Raw genomic sequence first — 18,429 nt, forward strand, 5'->3', positions numbered from 1 at the left:
GACCGGGAACGGCGTCACCGTGGCGCCCGCCGCGGCGGCGGGCGCGGGCGCGGCCGGAGCCGCGGCGGGGCCCCGGTCCGCGAGGGACCGTACGACGCCTCCGGCGGCCTCGGGGACCGGCGGGCCCATGTGCAGGGGGCGCCGGACGGGGGCCGCGGCCGCGGGCTGCTGCGCCGGGCCGGCCGGCCCGCCGAGGTCGAGGGCACCGGAGTCGCGGCCGCCCGCCTCGTGCGCGCCCGCGCTGTACGCGGGGTCGGGGAAGGACGGCTGCGGGAAGTCGGGGTAGCCACCGGCCGCCGGGTGGGCGGGCCCGGTGCCGTAGGAGGCGTCCGCGTAGTGCGGGAACTCGGAGGGCTGGGGCTCGACGGGGAAGACGGGGGCCGGGGGGACGACCTGCGGGTCGCTCCACGCGCCCTGGCCGCTCGGCATGAGCAGGAGCTCCTCCTCCTCGGACCCGGACACATCGTCCACGAGGTCCTGGAAGGCGTAACCGGTGGGAAGCGGCGGGACCTGGACCGGAGCGGGGATGCCCTGCTGATCCACCATGCCCGCGCTGTCCGGGAGACCCTCGCCCGGTACCTGGCCGGTGTCAGTCATGCGTACCCCTCGCCCATCGGTGTTGCGTCTTCGATCGCCCGGTCGCCCTCGGGGCGGACGAGCGGAGCTGCCGTGCGGCGCGTTCGCCTCACCTGCGCCTGCGCGACAACCACTAAGCATTGTCGCGCCCGTTAGCCACCACGGCGGCCATTACGGCCGCGGGCCACTGTGGACTGCGCCACGTCGCGCGTCCCGGTGGTGTCGCGTGCCCGCAACGGCCAGGGCAGTACGACGATCGGCCAGCCTACCCCGGGACCCGGGTCAGCGGGTCACGGGGCGTTCGGCTGCCAGGAGGAACACCACGGAACGGTCCTGTTCGCTCCAGGTGCGGGCGTCCAGGCCCACGGACTGGAGCAGGGCGCACTCGACGACGTACCCGTGTTCGGTGAGGACTCGGCCGACGGCCTCCGCCTCGTCGCGGGTGGAGGCGTGGCTGACGATCCGTTCGGGACGGCGTTCGGCCACGGCCGCGACGACCGGGGCTCCCCCGCCGCCGACGCGCACGACGTCGGGCTCGGGCAGGTCCTCCAGTACGTGCGGGGCCTGCCCGGCGACGACCTGGAGTTGCACTCCCCGGGCGCGGGCGGCGGTGGTCGTGCGCTCGCACGCGGCCGGGTCGGCGTCCACGGCGATGACGGCGGCGCCGAACGCGGCGGCGTCCACGGCGAAACCGCCGGATCCGGCGCCGATGTCCCAGACGAGGTCGCCGGTGCGCGGGCCGAGCCGGGCGAGCTGGGCGGCCCGCAGGTGGGCGGATTCGCCCTCGCCGGTGCCGAGTTGCGGCCGCGCCCAACCGCGCGGGGCGGACTGGGCGGCGGTCTGGCCGAGGAACCAGCCCGGGTCGGCGGCCGGTGTCTGGCCGGCGCCGCCGATGACGATGACGACGTTCGGGTCGCGCCAGTTGTGGTCGGCCACCTTGTCCGAGGTGAGGACGCTCACCTGCTCCCTGTCGGTGCCCAGCTCCTCGCAGATGACGAAGGTGCGGTGCACGGCACCGAGGAGCAGCGCGAGTTCGGCCGGGCCGGCGCCGGGCGAGGTGAGGACGGCGACCTTGGCGTGGGCGCGGCAGACGTTGACGGCGCGGCGCAGGGTGCGGGGGTGGGCGACGACGACCTGGGCGTCGTCCCAGGGCATGCCGGCGCGGGCGAAGGCGGCGGCGACGGAGGAGACGGCGGGGACGACCTCGACCTCCAGACCGTGCTCCGGGGCGCGCAAAGTGCGTACGACGCCGAAGAAGCCGGGGTCGCCGTCGGCGAAGACGACGGCGGTGCCGCGGTGGCCGGCGATGCGGCGGGCGGCGAGGCCCAGGCTGCCGAGGCGGATCCGTTCGGCGGCGGGCGGTACTTCGGGGAGAGCGAGGTGGTGGGCCGCGCCGGCCACCAGGGTGGCGGCGGAGAGCGCGGACCGCGCGGCGGCGGTCAGCGGCGAGCCGTCCCAGCCGATCACCGTGACCCGGTCGGCCATCGTCGTCAGTCTCCTGGGGTGGGGGCAGGCGAAGGTTGTTCGGGAGGGTCGGGCACGGTGAGACTACCTGGTCATCAGGTCAGTTCCAGTCGGCGCCGACGGCGTGGCCGTTCGCGTCGGCACGCTGTCCGTAACCGGTGCGACCGTGGCGGGAGTCGTACCCGTCGTAGCTCTCGTAGCCGTCGCCCTCGTCCAGGTCCTCGGGGACGAGGCTCCAGACGATGAGGTCGGTGCGGGTGTCGGCCCAGGAGCCGTCGGGGTTCTGTGTGCGCACGGTCCACGCGTTGCGCAGTACACCCTCGCTGATGCAGCCGATCTTCTGGGCGACCTGCTGGGAGGCGGTGTTGTCGGCGGCCGTGCGCAGTTCGAGGCGTTCGAAGCCCTGGTCGCGGAAGAGCCATTGGGCTACGGCGAGTACGGACTCGCTGGCGTATCCCTCGCCCCTGGCCCAGGGGGCGGTGATGTACGCGGCCTCGGTGGCGCGGGTGCGCCAGTCGGTGTTGCTCAGGCGGACGGTGCCGACGAGGCGGTGGGTGAGGAACTCGGTGACGGCGAGGACGATGCCGCGGCCCTCGGCGCGTTCGGCGTGGGAGCCGCGGGTGGCCCAGTCCCGGGCGTGGGCGTGGGTGTAGGGGTGGGGCGCGGAAGTCCAGGCGGTGACGCTCTCGTCGTTCATCATCTCGGCGAGCGCGGTGGCGTCCTCCTCCTCGAACGGGCGCAGCACCAGCCGGTCCGTGCTGATGGTGACGTCCGGGAAGGTGGTAGTCATGCGCAGCTCCATGCCTGGGACCGTGGTGCGACCGTGGTGCGTTGCGACCGTGGTGCGGGATGTTCGTGCCGGACCGTTTGTGCGGGTCGTAGGCCACAGCATGCAGCATCGGCCGGGGGAAGTGCAGGGCCGGGTGTGCCCGGAAGCGGGCAGCGCTCGGCCCCGCGCGCCGAGGGGGCGGGCGGGGCCGAGGCGGTGGTGCGGCGGGCCCGGGTGCGGTGGCTGCCGCGGGGTCCGGAGGGTCAGGAGGCCGGGGTGCCGAAGGCCGGGGTGACCGAGCCCTGGTACTTCTCCTCGATGAACCTCTTGACGTCGTCGGAGTTCAGGAGCTTGGCGAGCTTCTGGACCCGCGGGTCGTTCTGGTTGCCGTCCTTGACCGCGAGGAAGTTGGCGTACGGGTTGCCCTCGGCCTTCTCCAGGATCAGGGAGTCCTTCGCGGGCGAGAGGTCGGCCTCGATGGCGTAGTTGCCGTTGATGACGGCGGCGTCCACGTCGTTCAGGGCGCGCGGGACCGTGGCGGCCTCCAGCTCCTTGAATTCGAGGCCCTTCTTGTCGGTGATGTCGGACAGCTTGGCGCTGGTGCCGACGCCCTCCTTGAGGGTGATCAGGTTGTTCGCGGCGAGCAGCTGGAGCGCGCGGCCCTCGTTGGTGGTGTCGTTGGGGACGGCGATGGTCTGGCCGGCCTTGATGTCCGCGAGGGTCTTGGCCTTCTTGGAGTAGAGGCCGAGGGGCTCCAGGTGCACGTTCACGACGGGCACGATGGTCGTGCTGTTCTTCTTGTTGAAGTCGTCGAGGTACGGCTTGTGCTGGAAGTAGTTCCCGTCGACCTGGCCCTGCTGGGTGGCGGTGTTCGGCAGGACGTAGTCCGTGAACTCCTTGACCTCCAGCTTGAGGCCCTCCTTCGCCGCGAGCTTGTCCTTGACGAAGTTCAGGATGTCCGCGTGCGGGCTGGGGGAGGCCGCTATGACGAGCGCCTTGCTCTCGTCGGCGGCGCCGCCCCCGGTCTTGGTGGAGGACGGGTCCGAGGAGCTGCCGCAGGCGGTGAGGCCGAGGGTGAGCGCGGTGGCCGTGGCGGCGAGGGCGGTGAGCTTGGTGTTCTTACGCACGAAGAGTGCCTTTCTGACGGAGCGAGTACGGGTACTCGCGGGAGTGGCCCAAGCACGACAAGTGCGGGCTGTTCTTCAGGGGGGAAAGTCGGGTCGGCCCGGTGCGGTCAGGCCGTGCGGCCGCGGCGGGCCAGGAGGCGGACCACGCCGTCGCCGATCAGCTGGATCACCGTGACGAGGACGATCAGGACGACGACGGTGGCGATCATGAAGCCGGTCTCGAAGCGCTGGAAGCCGTAGGTGATGGCCTTGGAGCCGAGTCCCTCGCCGCCGACGGCGCCGGCCATGGCGGAGTAGCCGACCAGGGTGATGACGGTGGTGGTGACCGCCGCGACCAGGGAGGGCAGGGCCTGCGGGAGGAGCACCTTGCCGACGAGGGTGGGGATGCCGCCGCCCATGGACTCGACCGCTTCGACCAGGCCGTGGTCGACCTCGCGGACGGCGGTCTCGACGAGGCGCGCGAAGAAGGGGATGGCTCCGATGGCGAGCGGGACGATCATGGCGGTGGGGCCGATGAAGGTGCCGACGACCGCGGTGGTGACCGGGATCAGGAAGATCAGCAGGATGATGAACGGCAGCGAGCGGCCTATGTTCACCACGACGCCGAGGGCCTTGTTGAGCGGCTGGTTCTGCAGCAGGCCGCCCTTGTCGGTGAGGACCAGCAGGATGCCCGTGGGCAGTCCGCCGAGGACGGTCACCAGGGTGGACCACAGCACCATGTAGAGGGTGTCGTACGTGCCCTGGGTGAGCAGGGGCTGCATTTCGGACCAGGTCACTTGGCACCATCCTCGACCAGTGCGGCGAGTTCGTCGTCGGTGTGGTCGGGGGATCCGCCGTCGGGGGACTCGGCCCCGTCGACGATGTCGATCTGGAGGCCCTGCTCGCGCAGGAAGCCGACCGGGACGACGTTCTCCTCGTAGCTGCCGGGGAGCTCGATGCGCATCCGGCCGATCTGGCGTCCGGCGACGGTGTCCATCGCGGCGCCGAGGATCGAGATGTCGATGTTGTACGTGCGCGAGAGCTGGGAGATGACCGGCCGGGCGGCGGCGTCGCCGTGAAAGGTGACGTCGACGACGGTCCGGTCGGGGCCGGTGGCGGCGCCCGTGACGGGGAAGAGCTCGCCGGCCAGCTCGGAGCCGGGGGTGGAGAGCAGTTCGGCGACGGTGCCGGCCTCGACGACGCGCCCCCGCTTCATCAGGGCGGCAGAGTCGCAGACGGACTTGACGACGTCCATCTCGTGCGTGATGAGCAGCACCGTCAGGCCGAGCTGCTGGTTGAGGTCGCGCAGCAGCTGGAGGATGGAGCGGGTGGTCTCCGGGTCCAGGGCGCTGGTGGCCTCGTCGGAGAGGAGCACCTTGGGGTCGCCGGCCAGGGCGCGGGCGATGCCGACGCGCTGCTTCTGTCCGCCGGAGAGCTGGCTGGGGTACGCCTTGGCCTTGTCGCCGAGGCCCACGAGGTCGAGGAGTTCGAGGGCCTTGCGGGACCGCTCGCGGCCGGGAACGCCGAGGATCTCCAGCGGCAGCTCGACGTTGCCCTGGACGGTACGCGAGGACAGCAGGTTGAAGTGCTGGAAGACCATGCCGATGCGGCTGCGGGCCTCGCGGAGCTCCTTGCCGGCGCGGCGGCCGCGGCCGGCGAGCGCGGTGAGGTCGACGCCGTCGACCGTCACGGTTCCGGTGGTGGGGCGCTCCAGCAGGTTCACGCAGCGGATGAGCGAGGACTTGCCGGCGCCGCTCTGGCCGATGACTCCGTAGACCTCGCCCTCGCGGACGTGCAGGTCGACGCCGTCCAGGGCGGTGACCTCGCGGCCACGGGACTGGTAGACCTTCGTGAGGCCCGTTGTGGTGATCACAGGATTTCCGTCGCTGTCGAGTGCTCGGCGCAGCGGGGTGCCGGGCACGGGGGCGAACATCTGGGGACGCGATACGGGTCGGACCGTCTGAGAACGACACGGACGACACGTGCGCGGGGCAGGAGTGGGCCGTACCGCTGCGAGGCGTGTGACGGACGGACTCAGCCGGTTCCGCTTCGGGGCGCGGAACTCAAGGAGGGGCCCTCAGAAGGCGCGCATTCGACACATACAACGAGCACCGGGCGTCATCGTCGCCTCGGTCGCAAGGGTGCGGCTGCTCGTCGTGGTCATGGGCCCAAGTAAACCAGACGTCTCCCTTGACCGATCAACCGTGTCCGAATAGCGGACGGAATCCACTCATATTCCGGACAGTCGTGAGCGGGTGCGGAGCTTCGCGGGTTCCGGGAGAGCCGGGGAGGCGGGGTGCGCGCATCGGGTCTTTCGGGCCGTAATACCCTCGCTGCATGCTCGACGCCCTGACGGTCGCCATCGGTGCGGCCGCACTCGCCCTCGCTGCCTGGTGCGGCCACGCCGCGTGGCGGGACCAGCCGACCAAGGACTGGCACTTCATCGGCATGGCCGTGGTGACCGTCCTGGTCCTGGCCCAGCTCGTGGTCGGTGCGGTCCTGCTGGCCCGGGGCGACAGGCCCGACGAGGGCGTGGTGATCTTCGTGGCGTACCTGCTGGGCGCCTTCGCCGCGGTCCCGGCCGCCGCGATGCTGTCGCTGACCGAGCGCACCAGGTGGGGCTCGGTGACCGTGGCCGCCGGCGCGGTGGTGCTCGCCGTCCTCGAAGTGCGCCTCTACGACATCTGGGGAACCACCGGTGCCTGATACGACGACCGCCCCGTCCACCGGGCGCAAGAGGCTGGTGTCCGGTCCGGGGCTGCTGCTGGTCTGGCTCTACGGGGTGATGGTGGTCGGCGCGGTCTCGCGGTCGGCGTACCAGATCTCCACCGAGTACGGCAGGGCGCCGCTGGCCTACTCGCTCTCCGCCGCGGCCGCGCTCGCCTACGCCTTCATCACGTACTCGCTGGTGCGCGGCGGGGAGAGGGCCCGGAAGGCGGCGCTGGTGTGCTGCGCCGCCGAACTGGCCGGAGTGCTGGTCGTGGGCACCTGGACGCTGGCGCGCCCCGAGGCCTTCCCCGACGCGACCGTGTGGTCGGACTTCGGGATGGGCTACCTGTTCATCCCGGTGATCCTGCCGATCACCGGGATGCTCTGGCTCCGCGCGAAGCGCTGAGCGCCGGGCGCGCCGGCCACCGGCCGCCCGCCGCCCGGGTGAGGGGTGACGGGGCGGTCCTCAGGCGCTGACGGCGAACTCGCTCGGGTCCTTGGCGTCCTTCTCCAGGATCACCAGCCGCACGCCGTCCGAGGCCGTGCGGCCGCCGACCGTCGCGTAGCCCGCCTTGCGGTACAGGCGCAGGTTCGACTCGCTCTTGTGGCCGGTGTGCAGGCGGAAGCGGACGGTCCCGGCCTGTTCCCCGAGCGCCTTCTCCACCGCGCGCAGCAGGCGTGCCCCGAGGCCGTGGCCCTGCAGGCGCGGGTGGACGCAGAGCTTGGCGATGTTGCCGGTGCCGTCCTCGCCGACGCTGCCGCGCACGGTGCCGACGATCTCGTCGCCGAGCCGGGCCACCAGGACGGTGTTCGAGGCCAGTTCCCCCTTGAGGGAGTCCAGGGACTGGGTGAGCGGCTGGATCAGGTAGTTGCCGTACAGCTCGGCTTCGCGCTGGAAGGCCAGGTACTGGAGTTTGAAGATCTGCTCAGCGTCCTCGGCAGCCGCCGCCGAAATGGTCACGCTCATGCCCATGTGCGCATGCCTCCCGCTCACCTGGTAGCCCTGTGGTCTACCGCTCCTTTCCCCACAGGCCAGGAGCCGCAACCTCTGCAGCCAGCATTCTGCGCAGACATCCCAGGCATCGGGAACGGACGGGCCCTAAACTTCCTTGTGAGATACCCAACTCTCCTGCGATTTCACGGTAAGTGAGGTCTCTGGGCGACAGAAGTGCTCCCATCAGCTCCGGACAGCGCCCGGGCAACCGGGCGACCGCCGATCGCAGGGCCCGGTTCGACTCCCCGTGCAGCAGGGCCGCCTCGGGTGCCGTCGCGGAGTGCGCGCGGCGGTCGTCCGCGACGTGGCGCCGGGCGTCGTACGCCACTTCGCGGCGCGCGCGGCGCCGGGCGAGGCGGGCTTCCGCGCGCACCGCCCGGCGCAGCCAGCGGGCCGGCTCCTCCGGGTGGGCGGGGGCGGGGTCGGGCGCGTGCCGGCGGCGCTCCAGCAGCCTCACCCAGACGGCTTGTTCGAGGTCGGCCGCGTCCACTCCGGCGCCCGGGGCCTCCGCGGCCGCCTCGGCGGAGAGCAGCGGGCCCAGTTCGCCCAGCAGGTCGGGCTCTTTCAGCAGGTCCATGCCGGGCGGGACGAGCGGGCCGGGCCCGGCGGTTTCCCCTTGGGCCCCGGCCCACTCGTACGGGGGGCCGCGCTCAGCCGTTGACGGGGCGTCGGCCCGGGCGGAAGGCCTCCGCCGCGAGCAGGGCCGTGTCCGGGTTGTCGGTGAAGATCCCGTCGATGCCCTGCGCGAAGTAGGCGCGCAGGGCGCCGAGGGCGTCTCCGTACGCGGCCGCGTCCGCTCCCCTGCGGTACTCGGCCGGCAGGAAGCTGTTCTCGTTGCGGGCGGTGTAGGGGTGCACCACCAGGCCGCGCGCGTGGGCGTCCCCGACGAGCGCCGTCGGCGTACCGAGCCGGCCTTCCGCGTCGCGCGGGACGACCAGGTCGAGAGTGGGGCCGATGCCCTGGGCGAAGCCGGCGATCCACTTCAGCCCGTCGGGGCGTACCAGGTCCGCGACCGTCCTCGGGTCGCCGGCCTGCTCGAAGTCCCACGGGCGGGTGTGCGCGGCGGACAGCAGGACGACCCGGGGCGCGGAGACCAGGCGGGAGAGCCGCTGGATGCTGGAGGGCTCGAAGGACTGGAGGAAGACGGCGGCGTCGCGCCCGTCGCGGCCGTAGCGGCGCAGCAGCCGGGCGAGGGGCTCCTCCAGGCCGAGGCCGAGGGACCGGAAGTAGCTGGGGTGCTTGGTCTCCACGTGGAGCCAGATCCGCCGGCCGCGGCGCCTGCCCTCGCGGTCGGCCCAGCGCAGCACCTCCTCGAAGGTGGGCACGGCCCACTGGCCGTCGTAGAGCGTGTTGCGCTGGCGCAGGGCGGGGATGCGCTCCTTCGCCCGCAGGGTCTTCAGCTCGGCCAGGGTGAAGTCCTCGGTGAACCAGCCGGTGACGGGGGCGCCGTCGACGGACTTGGTTGTGCGCCGGTGCGCGAAGGCCGGGTGGTCGGCGACGTCGGTGGTGCCGCCGATCTCGTTCTCGTGGCGGCACACCAGGTGGCCGTCCTTCGTCGGGACCAGGTCCTGCTCCACCACGTCGGAGCCCAGGTCGAGGGCGAGCCCGTAGGAGCCGAGCGTGTGCTCGGGCCGGTAGCCGCTGGCCCCGCGGTGGCCGATCACCGTCGGGGAGGGCAGGCTCCGGTACCCGCCCCCGCCGTGCCCGCCGCCCGTGGCGGACGCCGGTCCCGCCGCGAGTCCGGCGGCCCCGGCTCCCGCCGCCAGGACGGCCGCCCCCAGGACCGTGCGCCGTGCTGCCCCACCCTGCGTCATGAGTCCCACTCCTCTTCCGGCACGGGCTCCCGGCCCCGGGATCTCCGGTCCTGCGGCCCGAAATCGGCGTGCCGATGGTAGGCGGCGGGGCATGGACGGGGGGCGTGCGCCGGTGGAACATGGCGGGAACTCACGTCAACACTGCGTATCCGACTCGTGAACCCGATGTGCGCGCGGAGCCGACCCGCGAGTATCGTCCTCACCTGCACCCACCACCCTGTGGCGGGCGCGCGACCCGCTTTTCGATGCCGGAGGGCCCACGTTGTTCCGTACCGCGCTCATCAAAGCCACCGTCGGCCCGGTCATGCGCCTGATGTTCCGCACCCGCGTGGAGGGCATCGAGAACATCCCGGGCACCGGCGCGGTGATCCTGGCGGGCAACCACCTCACCTTCATCGACTCCATGATCCTTCCGCTGGTGTGCGACCGTGCGGTCCACTTCATCGGCAAGGACGAGTACGTGACGGGCAAGGGGATCAAGGGCCGCCTCATGGCCTGGTTCTTCACCGGCGCGGGGATGATCCCCGTGGACCGCGACGGGGCCAACGGCGGCGTCGCCGCCCTGATGACGGGCCGCCGCATCCTCGAAGAGGGCAAGATCTTCGGTATCTACCCCGAGGGCACCCGCTCCCCCGACGGCCGGCTCTACCGCGGCCGCACCGGCATCGCCCGCCTCACCCTGATGACCGGCGCCCCCGTCGTGCCGTTCGCGATGATCGGTACCGACAAGTTGCAGCCCGGCGGCGCCGGCATGCCGCGCCCGGGCCGGGTCACCGTCCGCTTCGGCGAGCCGATGGAGTTCTCCCGCTACGAGGGCATGGACCGCGACCGCTACGTGCTGCGCGCCGTCACCGACTCGGTGATGGCCGAAGTGATGCGGCTGTCGGGCCAGGAGTACGTCGACATGTACGCCACCAAGGCCAAGGCCGCCTGAGTCCGGGCTCCGGCGCGGCGCCCGCGGCTACTGCCGGCGCAGCGAGCGGCTGACGCCCGCCGCCGTGGTGGTGGCGAGGACCCAGCCGGTCACGATCAGCAGGTAGGACAGCCACTGGTACCAGCCGCTCGGCGCGTAGGCCTGCTCCTGGCCGAAGCCGATGATCGGCAGCATCAGGTCGATCGTGTAGAACACCGCGTTGAAGTCCGGCGCCTCCCCCTCCTTGAGCGCCCTCGGCGGGTGCGCCGTGTACGCGACCACGCCGGTGAGCAGGAGCGCGAACAGCCAGCCCGCCGCGCGCAGCGGCCGGAAGCCGTAGCCGACGGTCACCTCCTGGAGCAGCCCCCAGGCCCGCGAGGGCCTCGGCTGGGTGCGGCGGTGCCGGCGCAGCTTCGCGAGCTGGACGGTGCGGGCGGCCGCCTCGTCGCCCGCCGTCCGGTAGGCGGCGGCCAGCTGCTCGTAGGCGTACGGGAGGTAGCCGGACTCCTCCAGCTCCAGGGCGGGCAGCCGCTCCTCGGCGGGCAGGTGCGGGGCGAGGGTGCGGTAGCTCAGGCCGTCGAGCCGGATGGTCCGGGGCCAGGTCTCGGGCGGGATGTGCAGCAGGTCGAAGTGGGAGCGGCGCAGGTTCACGGTGCCCTGGATCCGCTCGCACTCGCGCAGCCACACCTCGCCGATCACGCAGCTGGAGGCGCGCAGGGCGATCCCCTCGGGATGGGAGAGGCGGGCCCGGGCGAAGTTGAGCTGGCCGGGGACGCGGGAGCCGGTGAGGTTGACCATGCCCCGGGCCTCCATCCGCATGGCGCGCAGGTCGGTGCCGACGGTCAGGGTCTCGGCGTGCAGGGCGGTGGCGCCGGGGGCGAGCAGGCGGGCGCCGTCGAGGTTGATCTGGCCTCCGACGGTGGCGCCGTTGAGGCGGAGTTGGCCGTGGACCGTCAGGTCGTTGGCGATGATGTCGGTGCCGACCTCGGCGTGGTTCAGCTGGAGCACGGCCTCGCCGGCCTCCTCCCCGGCCGCCGGGCCGACCACGGCCCCCTGGAGGAAGAGGCCGCCGGATATCCGGGCGCCCTGCAGGCGGACCGGGCCGGTGATGCGGCAGCAGGAGAGCCGGAGCACGATGTCGACCCGCAGGGTGGCGGCGGTGAGGCCGGGCAGGGTCGAGTAGCCGAGTACGAGGGCCTTGAGCTGGGCCCCGTACAGCAGGGGTTTGCGCTCGAACCAGCAGTCTCGCAGCCGGATGGCGTGGTCGACGGCGGCGTAGCGCAGGTCGAGCTTCCCGACGATCCGCGCGCCCTTGATCTTCAGGCCCGCGACCCGGCCCTCCTCGGCGGGGGCGGCGCCCAGCAGCAGCGCGCGCAGCACTTCGGCGCGCACCGTGCGGTCGGGCCCCCAGCCGGCGCCGTCGACGGAGCTGTCGTCGGGGTGCTCGCGGAAGTCGACGCCTTCGCCGCGCGGGAAGGCCTCCCACACGCGGCGTTCGGCCGGGGTCAGATCGTTGATCTCCATCGCGGGGATGGTGTCCCGCGCTTCCGCGGACTGTCAACTGCGTTCCCGAGCAGGCGGTTTGGCCTGAATCTGCCGGTCAGTGCTCGATGCCGTCCTGGAGCTTCTGGTCGCGGAGCAGGAACCAGGCGGCCGCGGCGGTGGCCAGCAGGACGGCCGCGCCGACACCGGAGGCCAGCCGCAGCCCGTCCACGAAGGCCTCCTGGGCGGCGCCGACCATCTGTCCGGCGGTGTGCGGATCCAGTGCCTTGGCCGCTTCCACGGCTCCGCCCAGGGACTCGTGCGCCGCGTCGGCGACGGGCGCGGGGACGCCGGCCGGGGCGGTGAAGCCCTGGTAGACGCCGGTGACGATGGAGCCGAGGAGGGCGATACCGAGGGCGGCGCCGAGTTCGTACGCCGTCTCGGAGACGGCGGAGGCCGAACCGGCCTGCTCCTTGGGCACGCTGGAGAGGATCACGTCGGCGGTGACGGTGAAGGAGAAGCCGGCGCCGAGGCCGACGACGAGCAGGGACGCCCCGAGCAGCGGATAGCCGCTCTCCTTGTGGACGAGGGTGAGGGCGGCCAGCGCGAGGCCTATCGCGGCGAGGCCGCCCGCCACGACGGACCGTACCGAGTACCTGCGCGCGTACCGGCCCGCGACCAGGCCGGTGGCCACCGCCCCGATGGCGGCGGGCAGTTCGGCCAGGCCGGCCTCCAGCGGGTCGCGGCCCTGGACGAGCTGGAGGAACTGGGAGAGGAAGAAGACGAGTCCGGAGAGGCCGAAGACGGTGAGCAGGTCGGCGAGGACCGCGCCGGAGAACCCGCGGTGCTTGAACAGCCGCATGTCGAGCAGCGGGGACGGCAGGCTGAACTGGCGGCGGACGAAGCCGTACAGGCACCCGGCGCCGATGGCGGCGGCCGCCCAGACGGCCGGGGTCGGGCCGTGGGTGGCAACTTCCTTGACGGCGTAGACCACGCCGATGACACCGGTGAGCGAGAGGGCGACGCTGGCCAGGTCCCACGGGCCCGCGACCGGGTTCTTGGACTCGGGCAGCAGCTTGATACCGACGAGGACGAGGGCGGCCATGACGGGCAGGTTGATGAGGAAGACCGAGCCCCACCAGAAGTGCTGGAGCAGGGCTCCGCCGACGACCGGGCCGACGGCCGCGCCGGCCGAGGCGGTGGCGCCCCAGATGCCGATGGCGAGGCTGCGCTCCCTGGGGTCGTGGAAGATGTTGCGGATCAGCGCGAGGGTGGACGGCATCAGGGTCGCGCCGGCCACGCCGAGCAGGGCCCGGGCGAGGATCATCATCTCGGGGCTGGTCGCGTAGGCGTTGAGCACCGAGACGGCTCCGAAGGCGGTGGCGCCGACGAGCAGCAGCTTCTTGCGGCCGATGCGGTCGCCGAGGGAGCCCATGGAGACGAGCAGGCCGGCGATGACGAAGGAGTAGATGTCGCCGATCCACAGCAGCTGGGTGCCGGAGGGCTTGAGGTCCTCGCTCAGGGCGGGCGTGGCCAGACCGAGCACGGTGGCGTCCACCGCGACCAGCAGGACGGCCAGCACGAGCACGGAGAGCGCCAGCCAGCGCCCGCGGCTCGGCCCGCTGCCGCCCTCCAACCCCTTCGTGCGGCTCGACTGCACGGTTCCGGTCATTTCTCCACGCTCCGTCGTGCGCCACCGAGCAGGAGCTCGATGATCATGTATTGGAAGTCCTTGGCGGCGACCCGGCCGTCCATGACGGCCCAGGCGCAGGTGCCGATGAGGCCGTAGAGGGCCTCGGTGAGCCATGCGGGGCTCAGGTCGATCCGGATGTCGCCCTCGGCCTGGCCCCGGCGGAAGAGCGCGCTGACGCGCGCGTCGAGCCGGGCCCAGCCCTCGTGGATCCGGTCCCCCTCGAACAACTGGTTCTCGGTGACGAGGAAGGCCAGCAGCTCGGCGTTGGGCTCGGCCTCGGCGACGAGGCGTCTGAGCGCGTCCACCGCCGTGCCCTCGTCCAGGCGGGCGTTGTCGAACGCCACCTCGAACTCGCGGATGCCGAGTTCTTCGAGGGCCCGCACGAGGGCGTCGCGGCCGGCGAAGTGCCGGTGCAGGGTCGCGCGGCCGATGCCTGCGGCGCGGGCTACCTCGTCCATCGTGGCGGTCGATTTGCGGGAGAGCAGGGCCGCCGCGTCGCGGAGCACCTGGTCACGATCCATGGCCATGAGACAAGCATAACCCGAATGAGACGTTCACGTCTCATCGGGTCGGGGCGTGCGGACATGCCGCAGGGGCGGCCGGAGCGGGGCTCCGGCCGCCCCTGCGGGGACGGTGCGCGTGGGCGCTACTGCTTGTGCGCCGCCCAGGCGTGCTGGATGACCAGGTCGGCCTTCAGCTCGGTCAGCTGGACCGCCACGGCCGACGGCGCGGTGCCGCCGCGCCCGTCGCGGGAGGCCAGGGCGCCCTTGACGTTCAGGACGGTCCGGACCTCGGGGGTCAGGTGCGGGGAGATCTTCGCGAACTGCTCGTCCGTCAGCTGGTCGAGCTCGATGCCCTCGGCCTCGCAGACCTTGACGCACTCCCCCGCGACCTCGTGCGCCACCCGGAACGGCACACCCTGCTTGACCAGCCACTCCGCGATGTCGGTGGCGAGGGAGAAGCCCGCCGGAGCCAGCTCCTCCATCCGCTCCCGGTTGACCGTGAGGGTCGCCATCATGCCGGTGAAGGCCGGCAGCAGGACTTCGAGGGTGTCGCAGGAGTCGAAGACCGGCTCCTTGTCCTCCTGGAGGTCCCGGTTGTAGGCGAGCGGCAGGGCCTTGAGCGTGGCCAGCAGGCCGGTCAGGTTGCCGATGAGGCGGCCCGACTTGCCGCGCGCCAGCTCCGCGATGTCCGGGTTCTTCTTCTGCGGCATGATCGACGAGCCGGTCGAGAAGGCGTCGTGCAGGGTCACGAAGGAGAACTCCTTCGTGTTCCAGATGATGATCTCCTCCGCGATCCGGGACAGGTTGATCCCGATCATCGCGGCGACGAAGGCGAACTCGGCGACGAAGTCGCGCGAGGCCGTGCCGTCGATGGAGTTCCCGACCGAGCCCCGCTCGAAGCCCAGGTCGGCCGCGACCGCCTCCGGGTCCAGGCCGAGCGAGGAGCCCGCGAGGGCGCCCGAGCCGTACGGGGAGACCGCGGTCCGGGTGTCCCACTGGCGCAGCCGCTCCGCGTCCCGGGACAGGGACTGCACGTGGGCCAGTACGTGGTGGGCGAAGAGCACCGGCTGCGCGTGCTGGAGGTGCGTACGGCCCGGCATCGCCACGTCGGGGTGGCTCTCCGCGAGGCCGACCAACGCGTCCTGGAGGTCCGCGATCAGGCCTCCGATGATCCGGGCGTGGTCGCGCAGGTACATCCGGAAGAGGGTGGCGACCTGGTCGTTGCGGGACCGGCCGGCCCGCAGCTTGCCGCCGAGCTCGGCACCGAGGCGCTCCAGCAGGCCCCGCTCCAGGGCGGTGTGCACGTCCTCGTCGGCGATGGTGCCGGTGAAGGAGCCGCTCGCCACATCGGCCTCCAGCTCGTCGAGCCCGGTGATCATGCGGTCGAGCTCCTCGGCCGTGAGCAGGCCCGCCTTGTGCAGCACACGGGCGTGGGCACGGGAGCCGGCGATGTCGTAGGGCGCGAGGCGCCAGTCGAAGTGGACGGACGCCGACAGCAGGGCCAGCGCCTCCGAAGGGCCGTCGGCGAAGCGGCCGCCCCAGAGCCGGACGTCACCGTTGTTGCTGCTCACAGCTACTGCTCCTCAAGACTGCATGGCTTTGGATGTGCAACCGCCTCCCCGCCGCGGAGGTAACGGGGAGGCGGTCCGAGTACGGCCCGCGGCGGGCGGCGGGCGGCCCGCGGCGCGCACGGGACGGCGGCTCAGGCCAGGTCGCGGCGCGCGGCGATCTTCGAGGAGAGGCCGAAGATCTCGATGAAGCCCTGGGCCTTCGACTGGTCGAAGGTGTCGCCGGAGTCGTAGGTGGCGAGGTTGAAGTCGTACAGGGACACGTCCGACCGGCGGCCGGTGACGACGGCGCGGCCGCCCTGCAGGGTCATCCGGATGTCGCCGGTGACGTGCTGGTTGGCCTCGTTGATGAAGCCGTCCAGGGCCCGCTTGAGCGGGGAGAACCACAGGCCGTCGTAGACCATCTCGCCCCAGCGCTGCTCGACCTGCCGCTTGTAGCGGGCCAGCTCGCGCTCGACGGTGACGTTCTCCAGCTCCTGGTGCGCGGTGATCAGCGCGATCGCGCCCGGGGCCTCGTACACCTCACGGGACTTGATGCCGACGAGGCGGTCCTCGACGATGTCGATCCGGCCGATGCCGTGGGCGCCGGCCCGGTCGTTGAGCTGCTGGATGGCCTGGAGCACGGTGACGGGCTTGCCGTCGATGGCGACCGGGACGCCCGCCTCGAAGGAGATGACGACCTCGTCGGCCTCGCGCGGGAGGGCCGGGTTCGAGGTGTACTCGTAGATGTCCTCGATCGGCGCGTTCCAGATGTCCTCCAGGAAGCCCGTCTCGACGGCGCGCCCGAAGACGTTCTGGTCGATGGAGTACGGGGACTTCTTGGTGGTCGCGATCGGCAGGTCCGCCTTCTCGGCGAAGGCGATGGCCTTGTCCCGGGTCATCGCGTAGTCGCGGACCGGGGCGATGCACTTGAGGTCGGGGCCGAGGGCGGCGATGCCCGCCTCGAAGCGGACCTGGTCGTTGCCCTTGCCGGTGCAGCCGTGGGCGACGATCGAGGCGCCGTGCTTGTTGGCGGCGGCGACCAGGTGCTTGACGATCGTCGGCCGGGAGAGGGCCGAGACCAGCGGGTAGCGGTCCATGTAGAGGGCGTTCGCCTTGATCGCCGGGAGGCAGTACTCGTTGGCGAACTCGTCCTTGGCGTCGGCGACCTCGGCCTCGACGGCACCGCAGGCGAGCGCGCGCTTGCGGATGACGTCCAGGTCCTCGCCGCCCTGGCCGACGTCCACGGCGACGGCGATGACCTCGGCGCCCGTCTCCTCGGCGATCCAGCCGATGGCGACGGAGGTGTCCAGGCCGCCCGAGTAGGCGAGTACGACGCGCTCGGTCACGGGTTTCTCCTTACGGTGCATTCAACGACAGGCATAACTATGCACTACTCCGTATGTTTCGTCAATCGACGCCATAAGAGGAGGTCAGCCGGTGTGTCGTCGTACTCGCGCCGCGCCTATGCCGCGCCTGTGCCGCGCCTGGTGCCGCGCGCTCCGGTGAAGAGCGGGCCCCGTACGGCCTGCCGCGCCGGCGCCGGGCCGTCCGCCCCGTAGCGTGCGGCCTGTGCTGCGTACCGCTCTCGTCACCGGCTCACTGGTCCTCGCCGCCCTGCTCCCGCAGGCCCCCCGGAGCCAGGTCCCGCTGCCCGCCCGCCTGGCCGACACGGGCGGCGGCAGCCAGCTGATCACCGCCGTGGCGCCCGCGCCGGGCTCCACGACGGGACGTCTGACCTGGTGGGACCGGCGGGCGGGACGCTGGTACGAGGCCGGGAGCGCGCCCGCCCGGTTCGGCGCGAACGGCCTCACCGAGGGCGCCGCGCGGACCCAGGGCACGAACACCACTCCGGCGGGCCTGTACGCCCTCCCGTACGCCTTCGGGATCCGCCCGGCGCCGGCCGGAACGGCCTACGGGTACCGGCGGGTGACGGAGCGTTCGTGGTGGTGCCAGGACAACGCGTCGGACAGCTACAACCGCTGGGTCGAGCCGCTGCCCGCGGACTGCGCGCCGGGCGAGGCGGAGCACCTGGTGACGTACGAGAAGCAGTACGCGCACGCCCTGCTCGTCGCCTTCAACTACGACCGGCCCGTCCGCGGCCGCGGCGCCGGCATCTTCCTGCATGTCAACGGCAAGGGCGCGACGGCCGGTTGCGTGTCCGTGCCGGAGCGGGCCATGCGGGAGATCCTGCGCTGGGCGGACCCGGGGCGGGACCCGCACATCGCGATCGGCACGGAGTCCGGGGACCTGGCCGTGACCCGGTACTGAGGCCGGTCCCGGCGGCGCACCGCCGCGGCCGGCTCAGCCCTCCTTCTGCGCCAGCCGCAGCAGGTGGTCGGCGAGGGCCTGGCCGCCCGCCGGGTCGCGGCTGATCAGCATCAACGTGTCGTCGCCCGCGATCGTGCCCAGGATGGCGCGGAGTTCGGCCTGGTCGATCGCCGAGGCGAGGAACTGCGCGGCGCCGGGCGGGGTGCGCAGGACCACGAGGTTCGCCGACGCCTCCGCGGAGATCAGCAGTTCACCGGAGAGGCGGCGCATCCGCTCCTCCTTGGCCGACTCCCCCAGCGGGGCCTGCGGAGTACGGAAGCCGCCCTCGCTGGGTACCGCGTAGATCAGCTCGCCGCCGGTGTTGCGGATCTTCACCGCGCCCAGCTCGTCGAGGTCGCGCGAGAGCGTCGCCTGGGTGACGCTCAGCCCGTCGTCGGCGAGCAGCTTGGCCAGCTGGCTCTGGGAGCGCACCGGCTGCCGGTTGAGGATGTCCACGATCCGGCGGTGGCGGGCGGTGCGGGTCTGCGGGACGGCCTGGCCGCCGTGCTCGTTGCCGCCGTGCTCGTTGTCCTGCGCCTGACTCATCGT

The 18,429-nt window shown here is 72.3% G+C and carries 18 protein-coding genes and 1 pseudogene; 4 read left to right on the forward strand and 15 right to left on the reverse strand.

The window, feature by feature from the left end; genetic code table 11:
* The 6 genes and pseudogenes from ACFWUQ_RS23200 to ACFWUQ_RS23225 all read right to left on the reverse strand — a co-directional run.
* Positions 1-597 (reverse strand): annotated as a pseudogene (locus ACFWUQ_RS23200) (5,6-dimethylbenzimidazole synthase); the annotation flags it as partial.
* 261 nt (positions 598-858) lie between these two features.
* Complete coding sequence (cbiE, locus tag ACFWUQ_RS23205) at positions 859-2,061, reverse strand: precorrin-6y C5,15-methyltransferase (decarboxylating) subunit CbiE (RefSeq protein WP_384541123.1); 1,203 nt, start codon at positions 2,059-2,061, stop codon at positions 859-861.
* Positions 2,062-2,140: 79 nt separating this feature from the next.
* Positions 2,141-2,830 (reverse strand): GNAT family N-acetyltransferase, encoded by a 690-nt coding sequence (locus ACFWUQ_RS23210; RefSeq protein ID WP_384541125.1) that lies wholly within the window; start codon positions 2,828-2,830, stop codon positions 2,141-2,143.
* Between the two features lie 242 nt (positions 2,831-3,072).
* Positions 3,073-3,936, reverse strand: a complete 864-nt coding sequence (locus ACFWUQ_RS23215; RefSeq protein ID WP_384541128.1) for a MetQ/NlpA family ABC transporter substrate-binding protein — start codon at positions 3,934-3,936, stop codon at positions 3,073-3,075.
* A 107-nt stretch (positions 3,937-4,043) separates the two neighbouring features.
* Positions 4,044-4,712 carry a methionine ABC transporter permease gene (locus ACFWUQ_RS23220; RefSeq protein ID WP_384541130.1) on the reverse strand — a complete coding sequence of 223 codons (669 nt, stop codon included), beginning with the start codon at positions 4,710-4,712 and terminating at the stop codon, positions 4,044-4,046.
* Entirely contained in the window at positions 4,709-5,788 is a 1,080-nt protein-coding gene (locus ACFWUQ_RS23225; protein WP_384541132.1) for a methionine ABC transporter ATP-binding protein, read from the reverse strand. Before ACFWUQ_RS23225 ends, ACFWUQ_RS23220 begins: the two co-directional genes overlap by 4 nt.
* A gap of 464 nt (positions 5,789-6,252) precedes the next feature.
* Between ACFWUQ_RS23225 and ACFWUQ_RS23230 the strand changes: the two genes are divergently transcribed.
* Positions 6,253-6,621, forward strand: coding sequence for a hypothetical protein (locus ACFWUQ_RS23230; RefSeq protein WP_384541134.1), 369 nt, complete (start codon positions 6,253-6,255; stop codon positions 6,619-6,621).
* The gene (locus ACFWUQ_RS23235) at positions 6,614-7,030 is read left to right on the forward strand and encodes a hypothetical protein (RefSeq protein ID WP_384541135.1); all 417 of its coding nucleotides are present in this window, start codon (positions 6,614-6,616) and stop codon (positions 7,028-7,030) included. The genes ACFWUQ_RS23230 and ACFWUQ_RS23235 overlap by 8 nt, the downstream gene beginning before the upstream one ends.
* Before the next feature lie 60 nt (positions 7,031-7,090).
* Here ACFWUQ_RS23235 and ACFWUQ_RS23240 read toward each other — a convergent pair whose 3' ends face one another.
* From ACFWUQ_RS23240 to ACFWUQ_RS23250, 3 genes are all read right to left on the reverse strand, one after another.
* Positions 7,091-7,597, reverse strand: a complete 507-nt coding sequence (locus ACFWUQ_RS23240; protein WP_384541137.1) for a GNAT family N-acetyltransferase — start codon at positions 7,595-7,597, stop codon at positions 7,091-7,093.
* 37 nt (positions 7,598-7,634) lie between these two features.
* Positions 7,635-8,195, reverse strand: coding sequence for a sigma-70 family RNA polymerase sigma factor (locus tag ACFWUQ_RS23245; protein ID WP_384541139.1), 561 nt, complete (start codon positions 8,193-8,195; stop codon positions 7,635-7,637).
* A 73-nt stretch (positions 8,196-8,268) separates the two neighbouring features.
* Positions 8,269-9,432, reverse strand: coding sequence for a glycerophosphodiester phosphodiesterase (locus ACFWUQ_RS23250; RefSeq protein ID WP_384541141.1), 1,164 nt, complete (start codon positions 9,430-9,432; stop codon positions 8,269-8,271).
* A gap of 304 nt (positions 9,433-9,736) precedes the next feature.
* On the opposite strand from ACFWUQ_RS23250, the gene ACFWUQ_RS23255 reads away from it, so the two are divergent.
* Positions 9,737-10,366 carry a lysophospholipid acyltransferase family protein gene (locus ACFWUQ_RS23255; RefSeq protein ID WP_384541190.1) on the forward strand — a complete coding sequence of 210 codons (630 nt, stop codon included), beginning with the start codon at positions 9,737-9,739 and terminating at the stop codon, positions 10,364-10,366.
* A gap of 27 nt (positions 10,367-10,393) precedes the next feature.
* On the opposite strand, the gene ACFWUQ_RS23260 is transcribed toward ACFWUQ_RS23255, so the two are convergent.
* The 5 genes from ACFWUQ_RS23260 to ACFWUQ_RS23280 form a co-directional block, all read right to left on the reverse strand.
* Positions 10,394-11,869 carry a membrane-associated oxidoreductase gene (locus tag ACFWUQ_RS23260; protein WP_384541143.1) on the reverse strand — a complete coding sequence of 492 codons (1,476 nt, stop codon included), beginning with the start codon at positions 11,867-11,869 and terminating at the stop codon, positions 10,394-10,396.
* A 76-nt stretch (positions 11,870-11,945) separates the two neighbouring features.
* Positions 11,946-13,499 (reverse strand): MFS transporter, encoded by a 1,554-nt coding sequence (locus ACFWUQ_RS23265; RefSeq protein ID WP_384541146.1) that lies wholly within the window; start codon positions 13,497-13,499, stop codon positions 11,946-11,948.
* Positions 13,496-14,047 carry a TetR/AcrR family transcriptional regulator gene (locus ACFWUQ_RS23270; RefSeq protein WP_384541148.1) on the reverse strand — a complete coding sequence of 184 codons (552 nt, stop codon included), beginning with the start codon at positions 14,045-14,047 and terminating at the stop codon, positions 13,496-13,498. The genes ACFWUQ_RS23265 and ACFWUQ_RS23270 overlap by 4 nt, the downstream gene beginning before the upstream one ends.
* Before the next feature lie 119 nt (positions 14,048-14,166).
* On the reverse strand, positions 14,167-15,594 hold the full coding sequence (gene argH / locus ACFWUQ_RS23275) for an argininosuccinate lyase (protein ID WP_384541150.1): 1,428 nt from the start codon (positions 15,592-15,594) through the stop codon (positions 14,167-14,169).
* Positions 15,595-15,725: 131 nt separating this feature from the next.
* A complete protein-coding gene (locus tag ACFWUQ_RS23280) occupies positions 15,726-16,919 on the reverse strand; it encodes an argininosuccinate synthase (RefSeq protein WP_384541153.1) in 1,194 nt (397 codons plus the stop codon).
* Positions 16,920-17,145: 226 nt separating this feature from the next.
* Here ACFWUQ_RS23280 and ACFWUQ_RS23285 point away from each other — a divergent pair, with 226 nt between their 5' ends.
* A complete protein-coding gene (locus ACFWUQ_RS23285; RefSeq protein WP_384541194.1) occupies positions 17,146-17,841 on the forward strand; it encodes a L,D-transpeptidase family protein in 696 nt (231 codons plus the stop codon).
* A gap of 33 nt (positions 17,842-17,874) precedes the next feature.
* Here the strand turns inward: ACFWUQ_RS23285 and ACFWUQ_RS23290 are convergent, their stop codons facing one another.
* On the reverse strand, positions 17,875-18,426 hold the full coding sequence (locus tag ACFWUQ_RS23290) for an arginine repressor (RefSeq protein ID WP_384541155.1): 552 nt from the start codon (positions 18,424-18,426) through the stop codon (positions 17,875-17,877).
* Positions 18,427-18,429: the final 3 nt, after the last annotated feature.

This window comes from Streptomyces sp. NPDC058662, assembly GCF_042716255.1.
GTDB lineage: Bacteria > Actinomycetota > Actinomycetes > Streptomycetales > Streptomycetaceae > Streptomyces.

Coding starts and splice junctions, on each gene's coding strand:
- ACFWUQ_RS23210 (WP_384541125.1), bottom strand. CDS start 2,830: ATGACTACCACCTTCCCGGACGTCACCATCAGCACGGACCGGCTGGTG.
- ACFWUQ_RS23270 (WP_384541148.1), bottom strand. CDS start 14,047: ATGGCCATGGATCGTGACCAGGTGCTCCGCGACGCGGCGGCCCTGCTC.
- ACFWUQ_RS23240 (WP_384541137.1), bottom strand. CDS start 7,597: ATGGGCATGAGCGTGACCATTTCGGCGGCGGCTGCCGAGGACGCTGAG.
- ACFWUQ_RS23290 (WP_384541155.1), bottom strand. CDS start 18,426: ATGAGTCAGGCGCAGGACAACGAGCACGGCGGCAACGAGCACGGCGGC.
- ACFWUQ_RS23265 (WP_384541146.1), bottom strand. CDS start 13,499: ATGACCGGAACCGTGCAGTCGAGCCGCACGAAGGGGTTGGAGGGCGGC.
- ACFWUQ_RS23250 (WP_384541141.1), bottom strand. CDS start 9,432: ATGACGCAGGGTGGGGCAGCACGGCGCACGGTCCTGGGGGCGGCCGTC.
- ACFWUQ_RS23260 (WP_384541143.1), bottom strand. CDS start 11,869: ATGGAGATCAACGATCTGACCCCGGCCGAACGCCGCGTGTGGGAGGCC.
- ACFWUQ_RS23230 (WP_384541134.1), top strand. CDS start 6,253: ATGCTCGACGCCCTGACGGTCGCCATCGGTGCGGCCGCACTCGCCCTC.
- ACFWUQ_RS23245 (WP_384541139.1), bottom strand. CDS start 8,195: ATGGACCTGCTGAAAGAGCCCGACCTGCTGGGCGAACTGGGCCCGCTG.
- cbiE (WP_384541123.1), bottom strand. CDS start 2,061: ATGGCCGACCGGGTCACGGTGATCGGCTGGGACGGCTCGCCGCTGACC.
- ACFWUQ_RS23255 (WP_384541190.1), top strand. CDS start 9,737: ATGCGCCTGATGTTCCGCACCCGCGTGGAGGGCATCGAGAACATCCCG.